18 protein-coding genes are annotated in these 17,257 nt (G+C 56.8%); 10 read left to right on the plus strand and 8 right to left on the minus strand.

What is annotated here, in order from left to right:
• Positions 1 to 17: 17 nt before the first annotated feature.
• The 10 genes from RYB09_RS21855 to RYB09_RS21900 all read left to right on the plus strand — a co-directional run bounded on the left by RYB09_RS21855 (position 18) and on the right by RYB09_RS21900 (position 9,879).
• The gene (locus RYB09_RS21855) at positions 18 to 779 is read left to right on the plus strand and encodes a glycosyltransferase family 2 protein (protein WP_058401234.1); all 762 of its coding nucleotides are present in this window, start codon (positions 18 to 20) and stop codon (positions 777 to 779) included.
• Between the two features lies 1 nt (position 780).
• The gene (locus RYB09_RS21860; protein WP_058401235.1) at positions 781 to 1,395 is read left to right on the plus strand and encodes a hypothetical protein; all 615 of its coding nucleotides are present in this window, start codon (positions 781 to 783) and stop codon (positions 1,393 to 1,395) included.
• A gap of 7 nt (positions 1,396 to 1,402) precedes the next feature.
• On the plus strand, positions 1,403 to 2,041 hold the full coding sequence (locus RYB09_RS21865) for an HAD family hydrolase (RefSeq protein ID WP_058401236.1): 639 nt from the start codon (positions 1,403 to 1,405) through the stop codon (positions 2,039 to 2,041).
• A complete protein-coding gene (locus RYB09_RS21870) occupies positions 2,038 to 2,769 on the plus strand; it encodes a glycosyltransferase family 2 protein (RefSeq protein ID WP_058401237.1) in 732 nt (243 codons plus the stop codon). The genes RYB09_RS21865 and RYB09_RS21870 overlap by 4 nt, the downstream gene beginning before the upstream one ends.
• Entirely contained in the window at positions 2,766 to 3,086 is a 321-nt protein-coding gene (locus RYB09_RS21875) for a hypothetical protein (RefSeq protein WP_058401238.1), read from the plus strand. The genes RYB09_RS21870 and RYB09_RS21875 overlap by 4 nt, the downstream gene beginning before the upstream one ends.
• 3 nt (positions 3,087 to 3,089) lie before the next feature.
• On the plus strand, positions 3,090 to 4,865 hold the full coding sequence (locus RYB09_RS21880) for a hypothetical protein (protein ID WP_057402873.1): 1,776 nt from the start codon (positions 3,090 to 3,092) through the stop codon (positions 4,863 to 4,865).
• Complete coding sequence (locus tag RYB09_RS21885) at positions 4,862 to 5,467, plus strand: hypothetical protein (protein WP_058401239.1); 606 nt, start codon at positions 4,862 to 4,864, stop codon at positions 5,465 to 5,467. Before RYB09_RS21880 ends, RYB09_RS21885 begins: the two co-directional genes overlap by 4 nt.
• Positions 5,468 to 5,512: 45 nt before the next feature.
• Positions 5,513 to 6,556 (plus strand): WavE lipopolysaccharide synthesis family protein, encoded by a 1,044-nt coding sequence (locus RYB09_RS21890; protein WP_058401240.1) that lies wholly within the window; start codon positions 5,513 to 5,515, stop codon positions 6,554 to 6,556.
• 192 nt (positions 6,557 to 6,748) lie between these two features.
• Positions 6,749 to 9,028: an autotransporter outer membrane beta-barrel domain-containing protein gene (locus RYB09_RS21895; RefSeq protein WP_058401241.1), complete on the plus strand. Its 2,280-nt coding sequence runs from the start codon at positions 6,749 to 6,751 to the stop codon at positions 9,026 to 9,028.
• Positions 9,028 to 9,879, plus strand: a complete 852-nt coding sequence (locus RYB09_RS21900; RefSeq protein WP_316890198.1) for an alpha/beta hydrolase — start codon at positions 9,028 to 9,030, stop codon at positions 9,877 to 9,879. Before RYB09_RS21895 ends, RYB09_RS21900 begins: the two co-directional genes overlap by 1 nt.
• A 92-nt stretch (positions 9,880 to 9,971) precedes the next feature.
• On the opposite strand, the gene RYB09_RS21905 is transcribed toward RYB09_RS21900, so the two are convergent.
• The 8 genes from RYB09_RS21905 to RYB09_RS21940 form a co-directional block, all read right to left on the minus strand.
• A complete protein-coding gene (locus RYB09_RS21905) occupies positions 9,972 to 10,214 on the minus strand; it encodes a helix-turn-helix domain-containing protein (RefSeq protein WP_002551868.1) in 243 nt (80 codons plus the stop codon).
• A gap of 407 nt (positions 10,215 to 10,621) precedes the next feature.
• On the minus strand, positions 10,622 to 11,353 hold the full coding sequence (locus tag RYB09_RS21910) for a helix-turn-helix transcriptional regulator (protein ID WP_058401244.1): 732 nt from the start codon (positions 11,351 to 11,353) through the stop codon (positions 10,622 to 10,624).
• Positions 11,354 to 11,711: 358 nt separating this feature from the next.
• Positions 11,712 to 12,239 (minus strand): inorganic diphosphatase, encoded by a 528-nt coding sequence (gene ppa / locus RYB09_RS21915; protein ID WP_002551870.1) that lies wholly within the window; start codon positions 12,237 to 12,239, stop codon positions 11,712 to 11,714.
• 110 nt (positions 12,240 to 12,349) lie between these two features.
• Positions 12,350 to 13,159 (minus strand): zinc-dependent peptidase, encoded by an 810-nt coding sequence (locus RYB09_RS21920; RefSeq protein WP_316890201.1) that lies wholly within the window; start codon positions 13,157 to 13,159, stop codon positions 12,350 to 12,352.
• Between the two features lie 3 nt (positions 13,160 to 13,162).
• Entirely contained in the window at positions 13,163 to 13,810 is a 648-nt protein-coding gene (locus RYB09_RS21925) for a DedA family protein (protein ID WP_058407845.1), read from the minus strand.
• 190 nt (positions 13,811 to 14,000) lie between these two features.
• Positions 14,001 to 14,459, minus strand: a complete 459-nt coding sequence (locus RYB09_RS21930; protein WP_316890204.1) for a GNAT family N-acetyltransferase — start codon at positions 14,457 to 14,459, stop codon at positions 14,001 to 14,003.
• Between the two features lie 83 nt (positions 14,460 to 14,542).
• Positions 14,543 to 15,406 carry an ethanolamine ammonia-lyase subunit EutC gene (eutC, locus tag RYB09_RS21935; RefSeq protein WP_058401247.1) on the minus strand — a complete coding sequence of 288 codons (864 nt, stop codon included), beginning with the start codon at positions 15,404 to 15,406 and terminating at the stop codon, positions 14,543 to 14,545.
• On the minus strand, positions 15,403 to 16,797 hold the full coding sequence (locus RYB09_RS21940) for an ethanolamine ammonia-lyase subunit EutB (RefSeq protein WP_316890207.1): 1,395 nt from the start codon (positions 16,795 to 16,797) through the stop codon (positions 15,403 to 15,405). The genes eutC and RYB09_RS21940 overlap by 4 nt, the downstream gene beginning before the upstream one ends.
• Positions 16,798 to 17,257 lie beyond the last annotated feature (460 nt).

Consider the following 17,257-nt stretch of genomic DNA (forward strand, 5'->3'; position numbering starts at 1 on the left):
ATTCAAAAGGGATTTTCATGCTGCAAATTATCGTTCCGATGGCGGGTGCCGGGAGTCGCTTTGCGGTCGCGGGCTACACCGATCCCAAGCCGTTGATCCCTGTGCACGGTGTACCGATGATCAAGGTCGTGATTGACAATCTGACGCCGGATTGTCCGCACCGATTCATCTTCATCTGTCAGGCGGATCAGGTCGCAACCTATTCGCTGAGGGAAAAGCTTAATGCCTGGGCACCTGGATGCGACATCGTCGAGCTTGGTGGGCTGACGGGGGGCGCCGCGTGCTCCGTTTATGCCGCCAGGCACCTGCTCGACTATAGCCAGCAAGTGATGATTGCCAACAGCGACCAGTATGTCGATGTGGACATAAACGCTTATCTGCAGGCAATGAACGAGGGTGACGCAGCGGGCTTGATCATGACGATGAAAGCCAGCGATCCGAAGTGGTCGTTTGTGGGCTTCAGTGCAGAAGGCCTCATCACCCGCGTAGTGGAAAAAGAGGTCATCTCTGACGAAGCCACTGTTGGCATCTACAACTTTCGCAATGCAGGTCAGTTGATATCGGCCATCGAGACGATGGTCATGAAAGATCTTCGCGTCAATGGCGAGTTCTATGTTGCGCCAGCGTACAACGAGATCATCGGACGCGGTGCCAAGGTGATTCATTACAGTATTGGTGCAGAAGGTCATGGCATGTACGGCCTGGGTATACCGGCAGACCTGAACCAATTCCTGTCGTTGCCGCTGAGCAGGCAGGCAGCCTCGGGAAGACAGGCCTGACATGCACATCATCAGCCATCGCGGCTACTGGCTGCAAAAGCCGCAGCGCAATTTGCCCGAAGCATTTCACCGATCATTCGACCTTGGTTTCGGCACAGAGACCGATGTCCGTGATGTAGCGGGTCAACTGGTTATTTCTCACGACATGCCCGTCGGCGGCGAGCTGACGCTTGATGGGCTGCTCGACATCATGGCGGGTCGTAACCTGCCACTGGCCATCAATATCAAGGCTGATGGCATGGCGCAGGCGCTCGCCAAAACCTTCGCTCGATACGGTCATACCAACTGGTTTGCCTTTGATATGGCGGTACCGGACATGCGCAGTTACTTTCACGCGAATGTCATTACTTACACCCGGCTCAGCGAAGTCGAACCGTCCCCAGCCTGGATCGAACAGGCATCAGGTGTCTGGCTTGACGGTTTTGAGGGCGAATGGTTTTCCAGCCAGGTTATTGGCGATCTTCTATCTCAGGGCAAGCAGGTGTGTGTGGTATCTCCCGAGTTGCACGGGCGTGAACATGGCGGCCTATGGCGGCAATTGCTTGAGCTCGAAGCGCACAACGGTTTAACGATTTGCACTGATATTCCCGCAGACGCAGCCACTTTCTTCAAGTGAGGCAATCATGATCAAGGCAGTGATATTCGATATGGATGGCGTCCTCATTGAAGCCAAGGAATGGCATTACGATGCACTGAACAAAGCCCTCGGCCTGTTCGGTTACAACATCAGTCGCCATGAACACCTCACCGCCTACGACGGTCTGCCCACCTCGCGCAAACTCGACATGCTGAGCGTCGAGCGCGATCTGCCGGTGGCGTTGCACGCATTCATCAACGAGATGAAGCAGCAGTACACCATGGAGATCGTGTACGCCCAGTGCAAGCCGACGTTTGTGCACCAGTACGCGTTGTCATCGTTGAAAACAATGGGCTACAAGCTGGCGGTTGCATCCAACTCCATTCGCAACACAGTGGAGGTCATGATGAACAGGGCAGATCTGGAGCGATACCTCGATTTGCAGCTCTCCAACGAGGATGTCAAACATGCCAAGCCAGCTCCCGATATCTACACCAAAGCCATCAGGCAACTGGGGCTGAAGCCCGAAGAGTGTCTGATCGTCGAAGACAACGAAAATGGTATCAAAGCCGCCAGAGATTCCGGCGCCCATGTTCTGGTGGTGGCTGAAACCTGCGATGTAAACCTCAATAACATCCTTGGCAAGGTCGATGAGATCAACGTCGACAAGGTGGCTAGCCTGTGAGCGCATTGAACATCATTCTTCTGTCGGGAAAGAAGGGAGAGACGTCGCTCGACGACGGCGAGTACCCCGAATATCTGTGCGAATGCAATGGCAAGCCACTGATCCACACGCTGATCGACAACTGTGCTGCGCTTGAGCCGCGCAGGATCATCTGCACATTCTCGAATGACGATGTCACTCGGCTGCACCTTCGCAACATGGTCCAGCAAATGCACCCTGCGGCCAGTGTTCTGCCCATTAACAAAGTCACCCGGGGTGCCGCCTGCACGGCACTTCTGGTGAGCGGGCAAATCGACAACGATGATGAGTTGTTGATTCTCAGTGTCAGTGATTTTCTGGATATAGAGCTGCGTGACGCCGTGCGTGCGTTTCGGGACAACGATGAAGATGCCGGCGTGGTTATCTTCAATTCACTGCACCCTCGCTATTCATTCGCACGTCTGGATAGCAACTGCCGGGTCATTGAAGCAGCCGAAAAAAATCCGATCAGTCCCCACGCCATTGCAGGTGTGTACTGGTTCAAATCCGGCTCGCTGTTCGTGGCGGCGGCGAAAGAGATGATTCGCAAGGATGCCAGGGTCAATGACAACTTCTACATAGCACCCGCCCTCAATGAGCTGGTGCTGTTACAGAAAAGGATCGGTGCCTACCGGATCGAACCCAATCAGTACCGGCCGCTGAAAACCAATAGTCAGCTTCACGCTTTCGAAGCAGGAGAAATGCGATGAAAACGGCAAGACTGCAAGACATGGTCAAAGGCTGGTTTGTGGGCGGCTTCGAGCCTGCTGCTTTCAGTACCGAGTCCTGTGAGGTCGGGGTCAAGACTTACACGGCAGGCGAAAAGGAAGCAGCCCATTACCACAGGGTTGCCACCGAGATCACCGTGCTCATTTCCGGGTCCGTCAACATGCGCGATCAGGTCTGGCATGCAGGCGACATCATTGTTCTGGAGCCGGGGGACATTACGGCGTTCGAAGCGCTCACTGATGCAACCACCGTTGTCGTTAAGGTGCCCGGCGCGCTTGCCGACAAGTACGTCGTCTGAACCATGAAAACTACTCATCTCCAGCACCATCCAAGCCTTGGTTACCTGGCAGCGGGCAGCCTGCGTAACCTTCCGGTGGGCCTGCTGCTGCCCCATGAATGTTCAGGTTTTGTTTCGTTCCGAGCCCATCCGTTTCGCAAGCCGGAGCGGGTAATCAAAAACCTGCATGCCGCCCAGCGTCCGTTATCCATGTATGGCGCGGGTAGTTACTGCTTTTATGGTGTCCAGAGTGATTCACCGCTGGCGCCACTGCTGCTGTGGGACGGTGCCCACTTTCTGAATGTTGGCGAGAAGATTACAGTTATCGAAGACACTGAGTTTGAGTGCTATCTGGACCGTGAATATTTTGCCGGATCACTCAAGGTAATCGAACGCTCGGCCACCTCTGTCACCTACAAAAAGGTCGCAAGGCTGGCGGCGGAATCCGATGACGATCTTGATGGCTGGAGCTTTTGCCTTCCTGTAGGGCCAGGAGACGCCACGGTTCTGAATGCGGTAGTGAAGCGCATTCTGGAAATCGATGTTCCGCGCAAAGAGATACTTCTGTGCGGCACACCGGGAAGCAACTTCGCCTATTTCGACAAGGTCCGCCTCGTGGGGCAGGACATTACCGCTCCGCCAGTGCAGATCTGCAAGAAGAAAAATCGTCTCGCTCTGGAGGCTGGATTCAGCAATCTCGTGATCCTGCATGACCGCGTATTTCTGCCCAGGAATTTTGGAGAAATCGTACGTCGCTTTGGTCCGCGCTATCCGTTGATGACACTGCAAAGCATGTTTTTCGACAATCGGCTCAGTATGCACCCTCGCCGCTATTCGGATTACGGCATGGCCATGGAGCAAGTTGCGCAGGGACTGCTGGGGCTGCACCGTACCAGCGGTAATGCGCAGGCTATTGCCCCGTCAGTATTCTCGGAAGTTGACCGGACCGGGTTCTGTTTCGCCAGCCCGATGCGCCACAACAGCGACGCCAGTTACCCCACAGGCAGCCTCTATATTTGCCGTAAGGATGTGTGGAATGCCTGCCCTCTGGACGAGTCTCTGCACTGGGTGGAATACGAAGACATCGAGCATGCGCTACGAGCGTCCCGAGCGGGTATTCCGAACCGTATAAACCCTTTCGGTATCACTCAGTCAGTGACCTCCCGAGCACTGCTGGGAGGCAAGGCTTCGGTCGAATCCGTTGACGGATGTCTCGGAATATCCGGGCCTTGTTATGTGTCCCTGCTGAAAAAGAAACCTCTTTTGAACCTGTCTGCCGAGACCGCACTGGTCAGATTGCGGCAATTCGCTGACAAATACCTGGCCAATCCGTCGGCGGTCATTATTCCAACCGGTCTTGATTGCATCTCTGTCCGAGCCTGGATTGAACTGATCGATCACATCGCTCAACAGTCCTCGTTCAGAAATGATATCGACGCAGTCAAAGAGTTTCTTGCTGATTTCGAGCGGCTGATGCTGTTCGATCAGCTAACACAAACCCGACAGGCGTTTCTGGTCAATCGCTTCCTTGCAGACCCTGTGCTGGCCAAGCAGACGCTGATCACCCAGAGCTGTGAAGTGCGCAATATGTTGCGTCAACGCAGTACGCAGGCATGGTTTGTTCGTCAGCAGGATGATTACTTTCACCACCACCTCCTGTCGCTCCCGGGTATTTTGATTTCGGCGGTTCGTACTTACAGAAACAACGGGAAAATCTTCTATTTTGAAAGCGTGTGGGCTGCGGTGAAGGCTATCTACAACTCCACTCCCTTCAAGTCCTATGCCAGAGGTTCAAAATGAAGATATTCGTCGTGTCTCATTTGAGCCCCAGGCCGGCCAGTCATGAGCTGATCTGTCAGCTGTCCCACATCCAGCACGCGTATAGAAAGACTATCCCGGTGGTTGTCATCGATGACCGCTACAACCTGACCGAACTGCCCATCAGCGATCTACCGACGGACCACGTCCAGTTCAGTCTGGAAGACTTCCTTCACGAGAATGGCCTGAGCGGCATCGTGGCGAACAGCGTTGCGCTTCATATGGATAAAGTCGAGAGCGCATGGGTACTGATTGATTTTGGTCAGCATGACTCGGCTACCTGCATGGACTTCATCCAGAAAATGGCTCGCTACAACTATTTGAGCCCAAGGCTTCGAAACCGAAACATCGTGATCATGGTGCCTGCCATGCACCTGGGTATCTATTCGCGAACCCTCAATGCGTCGTTCAATAACCTGCCTTCAAGCACAACAGCCGCAGCTCATTCGGCTCAAATCGGGAGGTTATTCATGGTCACTCGTCTTGAGACGGTGCTGATCAGCCTGCCAATGCTGGCCGGAGTCCTGCGTCGAATGCATCGTCTCTTCCTGCGCGTTTTTCGGCGTGCTGCGAGATTCACCTGACTGATCTGTTTTTCTTGTCGTCATCTCCCATTAAAGGTTAAGAACATGCCTCATCTTGTGGCCGTTGATTCCAGAAAAATCAGCGTGGTTATCCAAGGGCCTCTTTATCGCAACCTGAGCCCCCAGCGGAATATCTTCGCCTGTATCGCATCGGTCAGGGCGCACCTGCCGCATGCCGAGGTTATCGTCTCTACCTGGCGTCATGAAGATACCTCTGCGGTTGAGGTGGATCAGCTCATCATGTCGGATGATCCGGGTGCCTTCGTCGACGATGCCGGTAATCAGATCAACATCAATCGCATGCTGCGATCGACGTTGTGCGGTATTCAAGCCGCCTCAAGACCGTATGTCATGAAGATGCGCGCCGACCACAACCTGACCAGCCCTGCACTGGCTGTCATAGGTCAGCCAGATGATGCCGAGTCTGGCGAAACACGGCTGTTCGAGACGCCCATTACCACCACGACGCTCTACATTCGTGACCCTGAACGGTTACCGATGTTGTTCCACATATCGGACCTTGTTCAGTTCGGCACGCGTGATGCGATGCTCGCCATGTGGGAGCAACCACTATTCGAAAGGGACGCGCTTTTCAATGACAAGCCGTCTCGCAACCCGTTTGGCAACTTCATTGGCTACACGTCTGCGCGCCTGGTGACCGAGCAGGCGCTGATGCTGGGTGTCATGCGCAGGAAGGGCATTGACGCCCGGCTTGGACGACCTTGCGAGGTAGGGCTGAGCAATCTGAAGTTATGGGACAACGTCTTGAGGCGCAACTTCAGAGTCCTGAATCACTCCGAGGCTGGCGTAGACTTCCCGGAACGCTTTCTAACCAGTCGCCGCGTATTGAGCACACTCTACAAGGCCTCCGCGATAGAGCAATTGCAGGGTCTTGATCCGAAGCGCTACAGGCTGAGAATAGCGCGCATATGGCTCAATCAGTACTTGCTGACCTGCCTGCGGCCCGGCTGGTGGGTGTCCTTTGCGACCATCGTGCTGTTCAGCAGCTCGCCGACCTTTGCCAAGCGCGTTCGCTCGTACTGGCGCACGCTCAGGAAGGTAGCGCATGCGGAGTCCTATCGGGTCTAGCCATCCCGACCCCGAGCACTTGCACAACTTTAGCGAAGTGCGATTGTGCCGATAATAGTTGATGTTATTTCAAGTCGGTTACTTTATTCTCGCCGCGCTCTTCTGTGTGGCCAATCGCCACTTTTTGCTGCGGCAGGTTCTCGCCAAGCATGGCAGCGCCCCCAACATAAGGAATGAATCGTGAACTCTGTGATGTTTCGCAAGACCCTTCTCGCCATGGCTGTGGCTGCAACTGCCGTTCCGGCTTTTGCTGAAACAGTCCAACTGACCAACGCTGGCTACAAAAGCGAGCGTCAGACCCATACCGGCAATCTTGAGATCAACGGTGCCTATGCGGGGAGTGCGGTTAAAGATGCGATTCAGCTAAGTGGTTCGACCGTTGAAAAGAACCTTATCCTCAACGGGAACATCAGTGGCTCCGGCACCTTTGCCAGTGGTGAAGGAGCCAAAGGCATCAGCCTGGAGGGCGGTAAGATCAACGGCAACGTCATCAACCACGGTCTGGTTGAAGTTTCCGGTCAAGGCGCGACGGCCCTGGACGTCGCCACGAGCCTGAAATTCTTCGAAAACCATGGCAGCCTCTCCGCTAGCGGCGCGGGGTCTCAAGGTCTTCGAATCGACGGGGCCACCATGATAGGCAATAGTGCGGACATAACCAACACCGGGACGATCCGTGGCGAGAGCGCTGCTATCGTGATGGGCACCACCAAATTCTCTATGATCGGCGCTCAGCCTTGGTACATCGAACGGGGCGACTTCAATATCTATAACGAAGGTTCGATCATTTCTGCTGACAGGGCCATCGACGCTTCTGGAAGTAATCGTCCGGTCGAGCTGATCCTGAGAAAGGGCAGCGTCGTTGTCGGTAACCTGATCGACGTGAGCAATATCGAGCTGGAGGGGGATACTTCCTTCACGGGTACTGACAGCCGTAAAGACGGCTACAACATTCGCCTGAAGAGCGGCGGATCGGTTTACGTTGGCGGCACCTCCGACAGTCCTACTACCATGACTTTCGAGTCCGCACACAGCAGCATTAACGGCGATCTTTATGTTGACGGCAATTCGGCGCTCGGTCTGAATCTGAGTGAGGCCACTGATGCTAAAACTGCGGTACTGAAAGTTACCGGGACCACTCAGTTCGAACCGGGAGCGCAAGTAAAGCTCGCGGCCAAGGGTGACGACTTCAATGCCAACGGCACTGCTTACACGCTTATCGAAGCAGGCAAGATCGAGCTGCTGACCAAGGATGGGCGCGCGGTCGATCCTGCTGGCAAACTGGATGTAGTCAGTACCTCGGCGCTGCTTAAAATCGACAGCTATACCGTTGACGGCAAAGACGTTGTGGCTGTGGTCACCGCCAAGGGCAAGGAAGAGGTCGCTCAGGTAGTTGCCAACAACGGCGGTTCAGTTAATGAACAGACCACACTGGTCAACCTGACCGGCGACAGCATCATCAGTAAGCTGAACGACAGTGATGCGTTCAAACAGCTTTTGCTGAACGCTGACGGCGGGCAGCTTGCCAAGCTGGCCTCGCAGCTGTCGCCGGAGGTCAACGGCGGGGCCAGAAGCGCCGCTACTACCAGCCAGGGTCTGATCAGCAACGTAACGGGCAGCCGCACCAGCTCGATACGCGGCGCGTCTTCTGGCGAAGGTTTCAAGAATGCCGGGGTTTGGGTCCAGTCGCTCTACAGCGACGCCACTCAAGGCCAGCGTGACGGAATTGCTGGCTATAACGCGTACAGCAGCGGAGTCGCGGTGGGCGCTGACGGCAAGCTCAACGACAACCTGACGCTGGGGTTGGCGTACAGCTTCATCAATACCGACGTGAATGGCAAAAGTGGCAACAAGACCGAAGTCGATAGCCATGCATTCACGCTGTACAGCGGCTTCGAACAAGGCAATTACTTTGTCGATACAAGCCTGACTTACGGCCTCAACGACAACCAGGGCAAACGCAGCATTGCAGGTACGCGTGCCAAGGCAGATTACGACAGTGACCTGCTGGGCCTGAATCTGGTGGGTGGCTACACCTATCACGTCACCCCGCAAGTATTGGTCGAACCACGTCTGGCGGCGCGTTACAGCCAAGTGAACATCGACGGCTACCGTGAGAAAGGCTCGTCGGCTGCGTTAAAGGTTGAAGACCAGCGTTATGAAACCATTGAGCTGGGCGCAGGCATGCGCGTGGCTGGCAGTTTCCTCGTGGGCGCAGGAACGCTGGAGCCACAAGCCAAACTGATGGCTTACCACGACTTCGCCGCCGACGAAGCACAGAGCACATCGACCTTTCTGCTCGGCAGTACGCCGTTTGTGACCAGCGGTGCCAAAGCCGTACGTGACAGTTACGAAGCGGGTGTGGGTGCCGATTACAAACTGGGTGCCGTCACACTGGGCGTCAACTACGATTACATCGGTAAATCGGGCTTCGATGCCGATGTGTTCTCTGCAAAAGTGCGTTACGACTTCTGATGAGAGATCACCGTCCCGGTCAGCAGCGCTGGGGCGGTATTCCTCCCGTCTTGATAGCGTTGCTGTTGAGCGTTTTTGTGACGGGTTGTCAGTCGCCACGTGCAGCCCTGCAGCAACTGGCGGACCAGCACGGCCGACAGATGCAGGTTCTGCCGGTACAGCCCTTTCCGCTGGCGGCGCTATTGCCGCCAGATACCTTCAGAACAACTCGCCTACGAGTCTATCTGGAAGGCGACGGCCATGCCTGGGCCACTGCCACTCAACCCAGTCTCGAGCCGAGCCCGCGTAACTTGCTGGTGCCTGGACTGGCAATCAACGACCCGACTCCCAATGTCTATCTGGCGCGACCTTGCCAATTCATCACGACCCAGGCCTGCAACTCTGCACTCTGGACCCATCGCCGCTTTTCCCAGGAGGTGGTTACCAGCCTCAGCGAGGCGCTGGATCAGATGAAACAACGCTACGGCAATCGAGAGTTCGAGCTGATCGGCTATTCCGGTGGTGCAACCCTCGCATTGCTACTCGCCGGACAACGAAACGACATCACCCTGATTCAGACCATCGCTGGCAATCTCGCCCCGAACCAATGGACAGAACTAAAAGGACTTTCGCCTCTCAATGGCTCGTTGGACCCACTCGATTACATTCAGCGCCTGACATTGATACCTCAGCGTCACTTGTCGGGAACGCGTGACGAAATGATCCCGACTGAACTGGCAAAGCATTACATCAAGCAGCTAGGCAACGGTGCGTGCAGTCAGCTGGTTATTATCTCGGGTCCGAGTCATGAAGACGGTTGGGAGGAGGTCTGGAAGCTGTGGAGAGGACGGGACGTAGATGTGTGTCCGTGAGAGTCCTACAGCTGACCAAAACGCACTGCATTGAATCGCTATGAGTCATTTTTTATGCAAGCGCTCATCCAGCAAAGCTTCGCGATTGTCGATTACAGGCGAGCCATAGAGTCCAGCTTACTGAGCAGCGCATACGGGTCCGTCCCGATCCCCCGACAGACATCCATGAACTCAATGACATCGAGCCTGCGCTCGGCGTTCTCGGTCTTTGAGACAAATGACTGCGGTCGCCCTAGCCTGACGGCCAATTCTTTTTGCGTCATGCCGGCTGCGCTGCGCGCTTCCAGCAAAAGATCAAGCAACGCTTGGTAGCGGGCGTTATGGATGGTTTTCACGTGGCAAACCCTCTAATAGTCCGGTTACCTGAATAAACCTGACTTGGGATTATCCTAAAGTGGGTTTCGACCGGGACAACCAGCAAAGTACCGTCAACGGCTGATTTGGCGAGAAGCTTCTCAAGTAGATGATATCCACTGCCCAGCCGCGAGAAGAACGCGGGAGGCATTAAAAAGCCGGCTTGTGGCCGGCTTCTCGTAGGCGGTTCCGATCTATTTTTGATAGACCGCAATCACCTTCAACAGGTGCGCCTCTTACAGAAGCGCGAATAGACAACAGGGCAAACGGATCACATGCCCCATTCAAACACCGCATCGCATGACTGCGTCAGGTGCTCTGGATGGCGCACAGAATACTGAAATTCTCCGCCAATGCCCAGCCCGAATGCCTTTCAAACCCAACCGCCTCACAACAGCAGCATCGCATTGCGCCTGCTGTTGAGTGTCGACCACCAGAATATCCAGCCAAGAATCCGTATTTTCTCCCGGTCGATGTCTTCGGCACTGAACAGTTCGTCCGGGTACTCGGCGTCGTTATGGCTGCGCAGGCGCAGGCCGCCGTTGGGCAGGCGGTAGAGGTAGCGCACGCGCAGGATGCCGCCGTGCTCGAGGGCGTAGATTTCGCCGTCGATGACCTGGGTCAGTTCGCGGTCGACGCCGAGAATCGAGCCGTCCTGGATCTTGTCGGCCATGCTGTTGCCGACCATGGCGACACACATGCAGTTTTTCGGGTCGATGCCCATGGTTTGCAGAACTTGCAGGGGCAGGCGGATTTTTTGCCCGGGGGCTTCGGAGAGGACGGTTTTGCCGACGCCATGAGTGGATTCGACCTCCGTGTAGATCTGAATTTCCACATCGCCGCGCAGCACGTTTCTGGTCTGCTGGATGACCATTCGGGTGTCGTCACCGGTGTTTTCATTGGCCGATTCATTGGGATGTTTGGGCCCGTCGCCCGTGCGCAGCCAGCGTGCGTTTACGGTTAACAGTTCAGCCACCTCATCAATCCGCGCCATGGGCACGCCACGCTTGAACCAGTTATTGACGTGTTGCGGCGTGATTTTGCGGTTGGCCGCAAAGTCAGTCGCTGTGAGATGGCACTCCCGAAGGAGGATGCGGAGTCGATCACCTGATGTATTCATAGAGCGAAGTCTACGGACGTCGCTTGGGCGTTTAAATGAACGAGGTGTTGAGATCGACGTTATCCCAAGGGGGGGGCGGCTATCCGGACTACGGATGGAATGAATATCGTGTAGGCAGATTCCGTAATAGCGCTTTTTTGGCTAAACGACGTATCGGGCGTTTACCCTTGCTATACGGGAATTAACGAACTGTTTATCGAGCGCCTAAAAGTCGAACGCATTTTTAAACGTGTGCGCTGCAAAAAAAAATGGATAGGTGTGTCTCAAGGAACGGTATTGGCGGGGAGCAGCGGCAGGGAAGGGGGCAAGCGTGTTTCAGGGCACGTGTGTGGCGTGCCCTTAAACGCCAGATCAGTGATCAGCCTTTGAACGCTGCAACCGATTTGGTGATCTCGGCGCGGGCAGCGTCAGCATTGCCCCAACCTTCGATTTTCACCCATTTGCCTTTTTCGAGATCCTTGTAGTTCTCGAAGAAGTGCTTGATCTGTTCAAGCAGCAGGGCTGGCAGATCGGTGTACTCTTTGACGTCGACATACAGCTGGGACAGCTTGTCGTGTGGCACTGCGATAACCTTGGCATCGCCACCGCCGTCGTCAGTCATGTGCAGAATACCGACCGGGCGGGCACGGATGACCGAACCTGGGGACACCGGGTAAGGCGTCACCACCAGCACGTCCAGCGGGTCGCCGTCGTCAGCCAGCGTGTTAGGGATGAAACCGTAGTTGGCCGGGTAGAACATCGGGGTGGCCATGAAACGGTCAACGAACAGGCAATCGGTTTCTTTGTCGATTTCGTACTTGATCGGCGCATGGTTGGCCGGGATTTCGATCGCGACGTAGATGTCGTTCGGAAGGTCTTTGCCTGCCGGAATCTTGCTGTAGCTCATTGGGCATTGCCCCCATAGTTGACCAGACAGATTTTGGCGCGAACCGCCAAAAAGTGGTCCGGATTATAGGCATATTCTGTTTTGGTTGCCACGCATGGCCTTGGCCGCTGTCAGTTGTCCCGGTAAGCCGGGTCCTGCTGGCGCAGCAGGTTCAGTCGGGCCAGGGTGTCTTGCCGGTAAAACGCTTTCAGTTGTTCGTAGACTGCCGGGTAACTGTCGTGCAGCAGGTCGGGTGCGCTGAAGAAGTATTCGCTGGTCACGGCGAAAAACTCGGCAGGGTCTTCTGCGGCATAGGGATCGATAGCGGTTTGCGCCTCAGGGTTCTCGTCGAGTTGCCGATTGAGGTCATCGAACGCGCGTTGCATGACCCTCGCCCATTCGGTCACCTGCATGTCGCCGTGCAGCGGCGGCAGCCCATTGGCGTCGCCGTTGAGCATGTCGAGCTTGTGCGCCAGTTCATGGATCACCAGGTTGTAGCCATCCCAGTCGCCGCTGCTCAACACGCCCGGCCAGGCCAGAATCACCGGGCCCTGCAGCCAGGCTTCGCCGCTGTGTTCGCCGTCCCACTCGTGCTCTACGCCACTGGCATCGCGATGGCGCTGCGGGCTGACGAAGTCGTCGGGGTACAGCACGATCTCGTGAAAGCCCTGATACCAGTTCAGTTCGCCCAGATTCAGCAGAGGCAGTTGCGCCTGGGCGGCGAGAAACAATCGCTGCTCGTCATCCAGATCAACGCCCGGCAGTGCACTGAGGTGTTTGTCATTCAGAAACAGTACGCAGGCGTCACGCAATTGCGCATGCTGCCCGCTGCTCAGCCCATCGAGGATCGGCAGACGTCCACGCACCTTCTGCCACAGCTCGTCAGCAACCGGGTGTCTGGCGAGCGTACGCTGCCTGCGCCAGTTGCTGAATGACCACATGATTCAGCGTGCGTCTGCCGGAGGCGCGCTACGGCTGCGAACCACACCAATGATCATCGGCACCAGCGACAGCAGGATGATTGCCAGTACCAGCAAGGTCAGGTTGTGCTTGATGAACGGCACGTTGCCGAAGAAGAAGCCCAGTGTCACCAGGCTGCCGACCCACATCACCGAGCCCAGTACGCTGAAACCCACGAAACGCGGATAGGACATTCTGCCTACACCGGCCACGAATGGCGCGAAGGTGCGGATAATCGGCAGGAAACGCGCCAGTGTTACGGTCTTGCCGCCGTGGCGCTCATAGAAATCCTGGGTGCGCAGCAGGTAGTCGCGGCGGAAGATGCGCGATTTTGGGTTGCTGAACAGTTTCTCGCCCGCAGTGCGGCCAATAACGTAGTTGGTGCTGTCGCCCAGAATCGCCGCCAGCATCAGCAGCCCGGCCAGCAGGACCGGGTCCATGCCGCCGCCGGCAGCCACGGCTCCGGCGATGAACAGCAGCGAGTCGCCCGGCAGGAAGGGCATGATCACCAGCCCGGTTTCGCAGAAAATCACTAAAAACAGAATCGCGTAGACCCACGTACCGTAGTTGGTCACCAACAGGTCAAGGTAGACGTCGAGATGCAGAATAAGGTCAAGCGGGTTGAAATCCATTAAGGCACCTGAGGCGAGAACCCTGTCCGGGGTCGCATGCGGAAGAAACGACTGTTCAGTATGCGCGGCATTATAGAAGCAGAATGCGCAGAAGGGGTTTGGGAATAAGCGCTGGGTTTTTGATGTGTGACGACTGGAGCAGTATGTTGCGCTGACGCGGCTTTGCTGCCGCGTGCTGGCGAGGGGGTGATCAGTCTTGGTTGATGGGCAGCACGTAGTTTTTGAACTGCGTGTCTTCCTTGAAACCGATGGACTCATAGACTTTTTGCGCCACCTCGTTATTGCTGCTGGTCGACACGCGCAGTCGCACCGCATGCGTTTCCTTGGCCATCTTCTTCGCCTGTTTAATCAAGTGATCGGCGACCAGTTGGCGGCGTGCGTCCTCGGCAACATAGATGTCGTTGAGAATCCATACCCGCTTGAGCGACAGCGATGAGTAGCTGGGATACAGCTGGCAGAAGCCCAGCAGTCTGCTCTCGTCATCCTTGGCCAGCGCCAGATAGATCACTGACTCGTCACGACGCAGACGTTTTTCGAGAAAGTCCCGTGAGGAGTCCGGGAACGGTGTCTCACCGTAGAACTCGCGGTACTTGATGAACAATGGGCAGAGCAGGTCAAGGTGTTCGAGAGTCGCTTTGATAATCCGCATGGTTGGCCTCAACTTCCCTATGGGCTGATGCAGTGCGCCGGGATGATTACGCGATCCTGCCCGGCGACTTTAGAAAGCACAATCTAATGTGGTGCGGCCGGGCCGTCGAGCAGGAAATTGCCGATCGGCTTGCCTGAATGCTCGGCAGAGCCGTCTGACTCAAGGGTCTGCAGTTGCGCTTCGTCTTTAAGATTGACCCCCGAGATCTGCCGCCTGCAGGCCTCGCGCATCAGGTACAGCAGCCGATGGGCTGCCATGCCGTAGCTCAAGCCCTCCAGACGCACGTTGGAAATACAGTTGCGATGCGCATCATTCAGCCCGACCTTCGGCGCATAGGTGAAATACAGCCCCAGACTGTCCGGTGAGCTTAGGCCCGGGCGCTCGCCGATCAGGATCACTACCATTTTCGCGCCAAGCAGTTCGCCCACCTCGTCAGCCACGGCGACGCGGCCCTGCTCGACCATTATCACTGGCGACAGGGACCAGCCCTCGGCGTTTGCCTGCTCCTCCAGGCGAGTGAGAAAAGGCACTGCATGTCGATGCACGGCCAGGGCTGACAGACCGTCGGCGACCACTACCGCCAGATCGAGACCGCCCGGATGAGCCACCGCGTACTCGCGCAGCGCCTGCGCAGACTCTTCATTAAGGCGTCGGCCCAGGTCCGGGCGTTGCAGGTAGCTGTCGCGGTCGGCAGCAGCGCTGTGCAGCAAAATGGTTTCACGACCTTTCTCGGTCAGTTGCGCGCTGATCGCGGCATGATCGAAGGCCAGATGCACGGCGTCGCGCGCCTGGGCATGCGCCGCTTGAAAGTCGAGCTGCGCGGAGGTGGGCAGGCTGGTGCCGGTTCGCCCCAGCGCGATGCGTGCGGAGGTCAGGCGGCGTAGCTCCAGCCAGGGATTGGCTGGTGCGGCGTTGTCTTGTATTTCGTTCATCGGCTGATCACTCATGCGAGGTGCGCCAGTGCCTGGCGGAACGCAGGCGGCAGGCTGTCACCGAAGCGGACGCGGCCGTCGGTCTGGGTGAAGATGCCCATTTTCTCCAGCCAGGCCTCGTACTCCGGTGCGGGACGCAGGCCCAGGCTTTGCCGGGCATACAGCGCGTCGTGGAACGAGGTGGTTTGATAATTGAGCATGATGTCGTCAGAGCCGGGAATACCCATGATGAAGTTGATCCCGGCGACCCCCAGCAGCGTCAGCAGGGTATCCATGTCGTCCTGGTCGGCTTCTGCGTGGTTGGTGTAGCAGATGTCGCAGCCCATCGGTACACCCAGCAGCTTGCCGCAGAAGTGATCCTCCAGACCGGCGCGGATGATCTGCTTGCCGTTGTACAGGTACTCGGGGCCGATGAAACCGACCACGGTGTTGACCAGGAACGGGTTGAAATGCCGGGCGACGGCATAGGCGCGGGTTTCGCAGGTCTGCTGGTCGACGCCGTGATGCGAGTTGGCCGACAGCGCGCTGCCTTGCCCGGTCTCGAAGTACATCAGGTTTTTCCCGAGGGTGCCGCGGTTCAGGCTCAGGCCCGCTTCGTAGCCTTCCTGCAACAGTTTGAGGCTGATGCCGAAGCTTGCGTTGGCGGCCTCGGTGCCGGTGATCGACTGGAACACCAGGTCCACCGGTACGCCACGGTTTATCACCTCGATAGATGTGGTGACGTGGGTCAGCACGCAGGATTGGGTCGGGATTTCATAGCGCTGGACGATGGCGTCGAGCATTTCCAGCAAGGCGACGATGGACGAGGTGCTGTCGGTCGCCGGGTTGATACCGATCATGGCATCGCCATTGCCGTACAGCAGGCCGTCAAGCACGCTGGCGGCAATGCCGGACGGGTCGTCGGTGGGGTGGTTGGGTTGCAGGCGTGTCGACAGCCGCCCGCGCAGGCCCATGGTGTTGCGAAAGCGCGTCACCACCCGGATCTTCTGTGCCACCAGAACCAGATCCTGCACGCGCATGATTTTCGACACGGCAGCGGCCATTTCCGGTGTCAGGCCGGGAGCCAATGCGCGCAGGCTGGTTTCATCGGCCTGCTCGCTGAGCAGCCAGTCACGAAAGCCGCCGACCGTCAGATGGCTGACCGGGGCAAACGCCAGTTTGTCGTGGGTATCAATGATCAGCCGGGTGACTTCGTCCTGTTCGTACGGGATCAGGGCTTCTTCAAGAAAGTGCTTGAGCGGAATATTCGCCAGCGTCATCTGCGCTGCAACGCGCTCGCCGTCGCTTTGCGCCGCAACCTCGGCCAGATAATCACCGGAGCGCGCGGGGCTGGCCTTGGCCATTACTTCTTTGAGGCTGTCGAAGCGGTACGTCTGCGCACCGACAGAATGGGAAAAGCTCGCCATACAGATTCTCCATGACGTCGCGCTGTTTGCGTCGGACGTAGTCTTTCGGGTGAACCGGTGACGTCCCGGTTCAAACGACTGTGGGAAGCGATGCAAGCAATTAATACTCCATCCCGGCCGGGAGTGCGAGTTTGCAGCCATGAACAGAGGATTCAGAGCAAAGATGCATCACGCCAAGGCGCGATGCCAAGGCGCGATGCACAGGGTTGGTGCGCGATGCTTTTTGAGACGACTATCGTGCTGACCCCGCGCATTTGAGATTGGACGCAGAGCGTCCAGAAAGGCATTCCCACGCGGAGCATGGGAACGATGAACATCCTGAGACGACTATCGTGCCGATGCTCCGTGTCGGCATGCAGTTCGTGACGCTTTGCGTCACAAGCTCGTGCTGACCCCGCGCATTTGAGATTGGACGCAGAGCGTCCAGAAAGGCATTCCCACGCGGAGCATGGGAACGATG

Origin of the sequence: Pseudomonas syringae group sp. J254-4 (assembly GCF_032586855.1) — a bacterium.
GTDB classification, from domain to species: Bacteria; Pseudomonadota; Gammaproteobacteria; order Pseudomonadales; family Pseudomonadaceae; genus Aquipseudomonas; species Aquipseudomonas amygdali.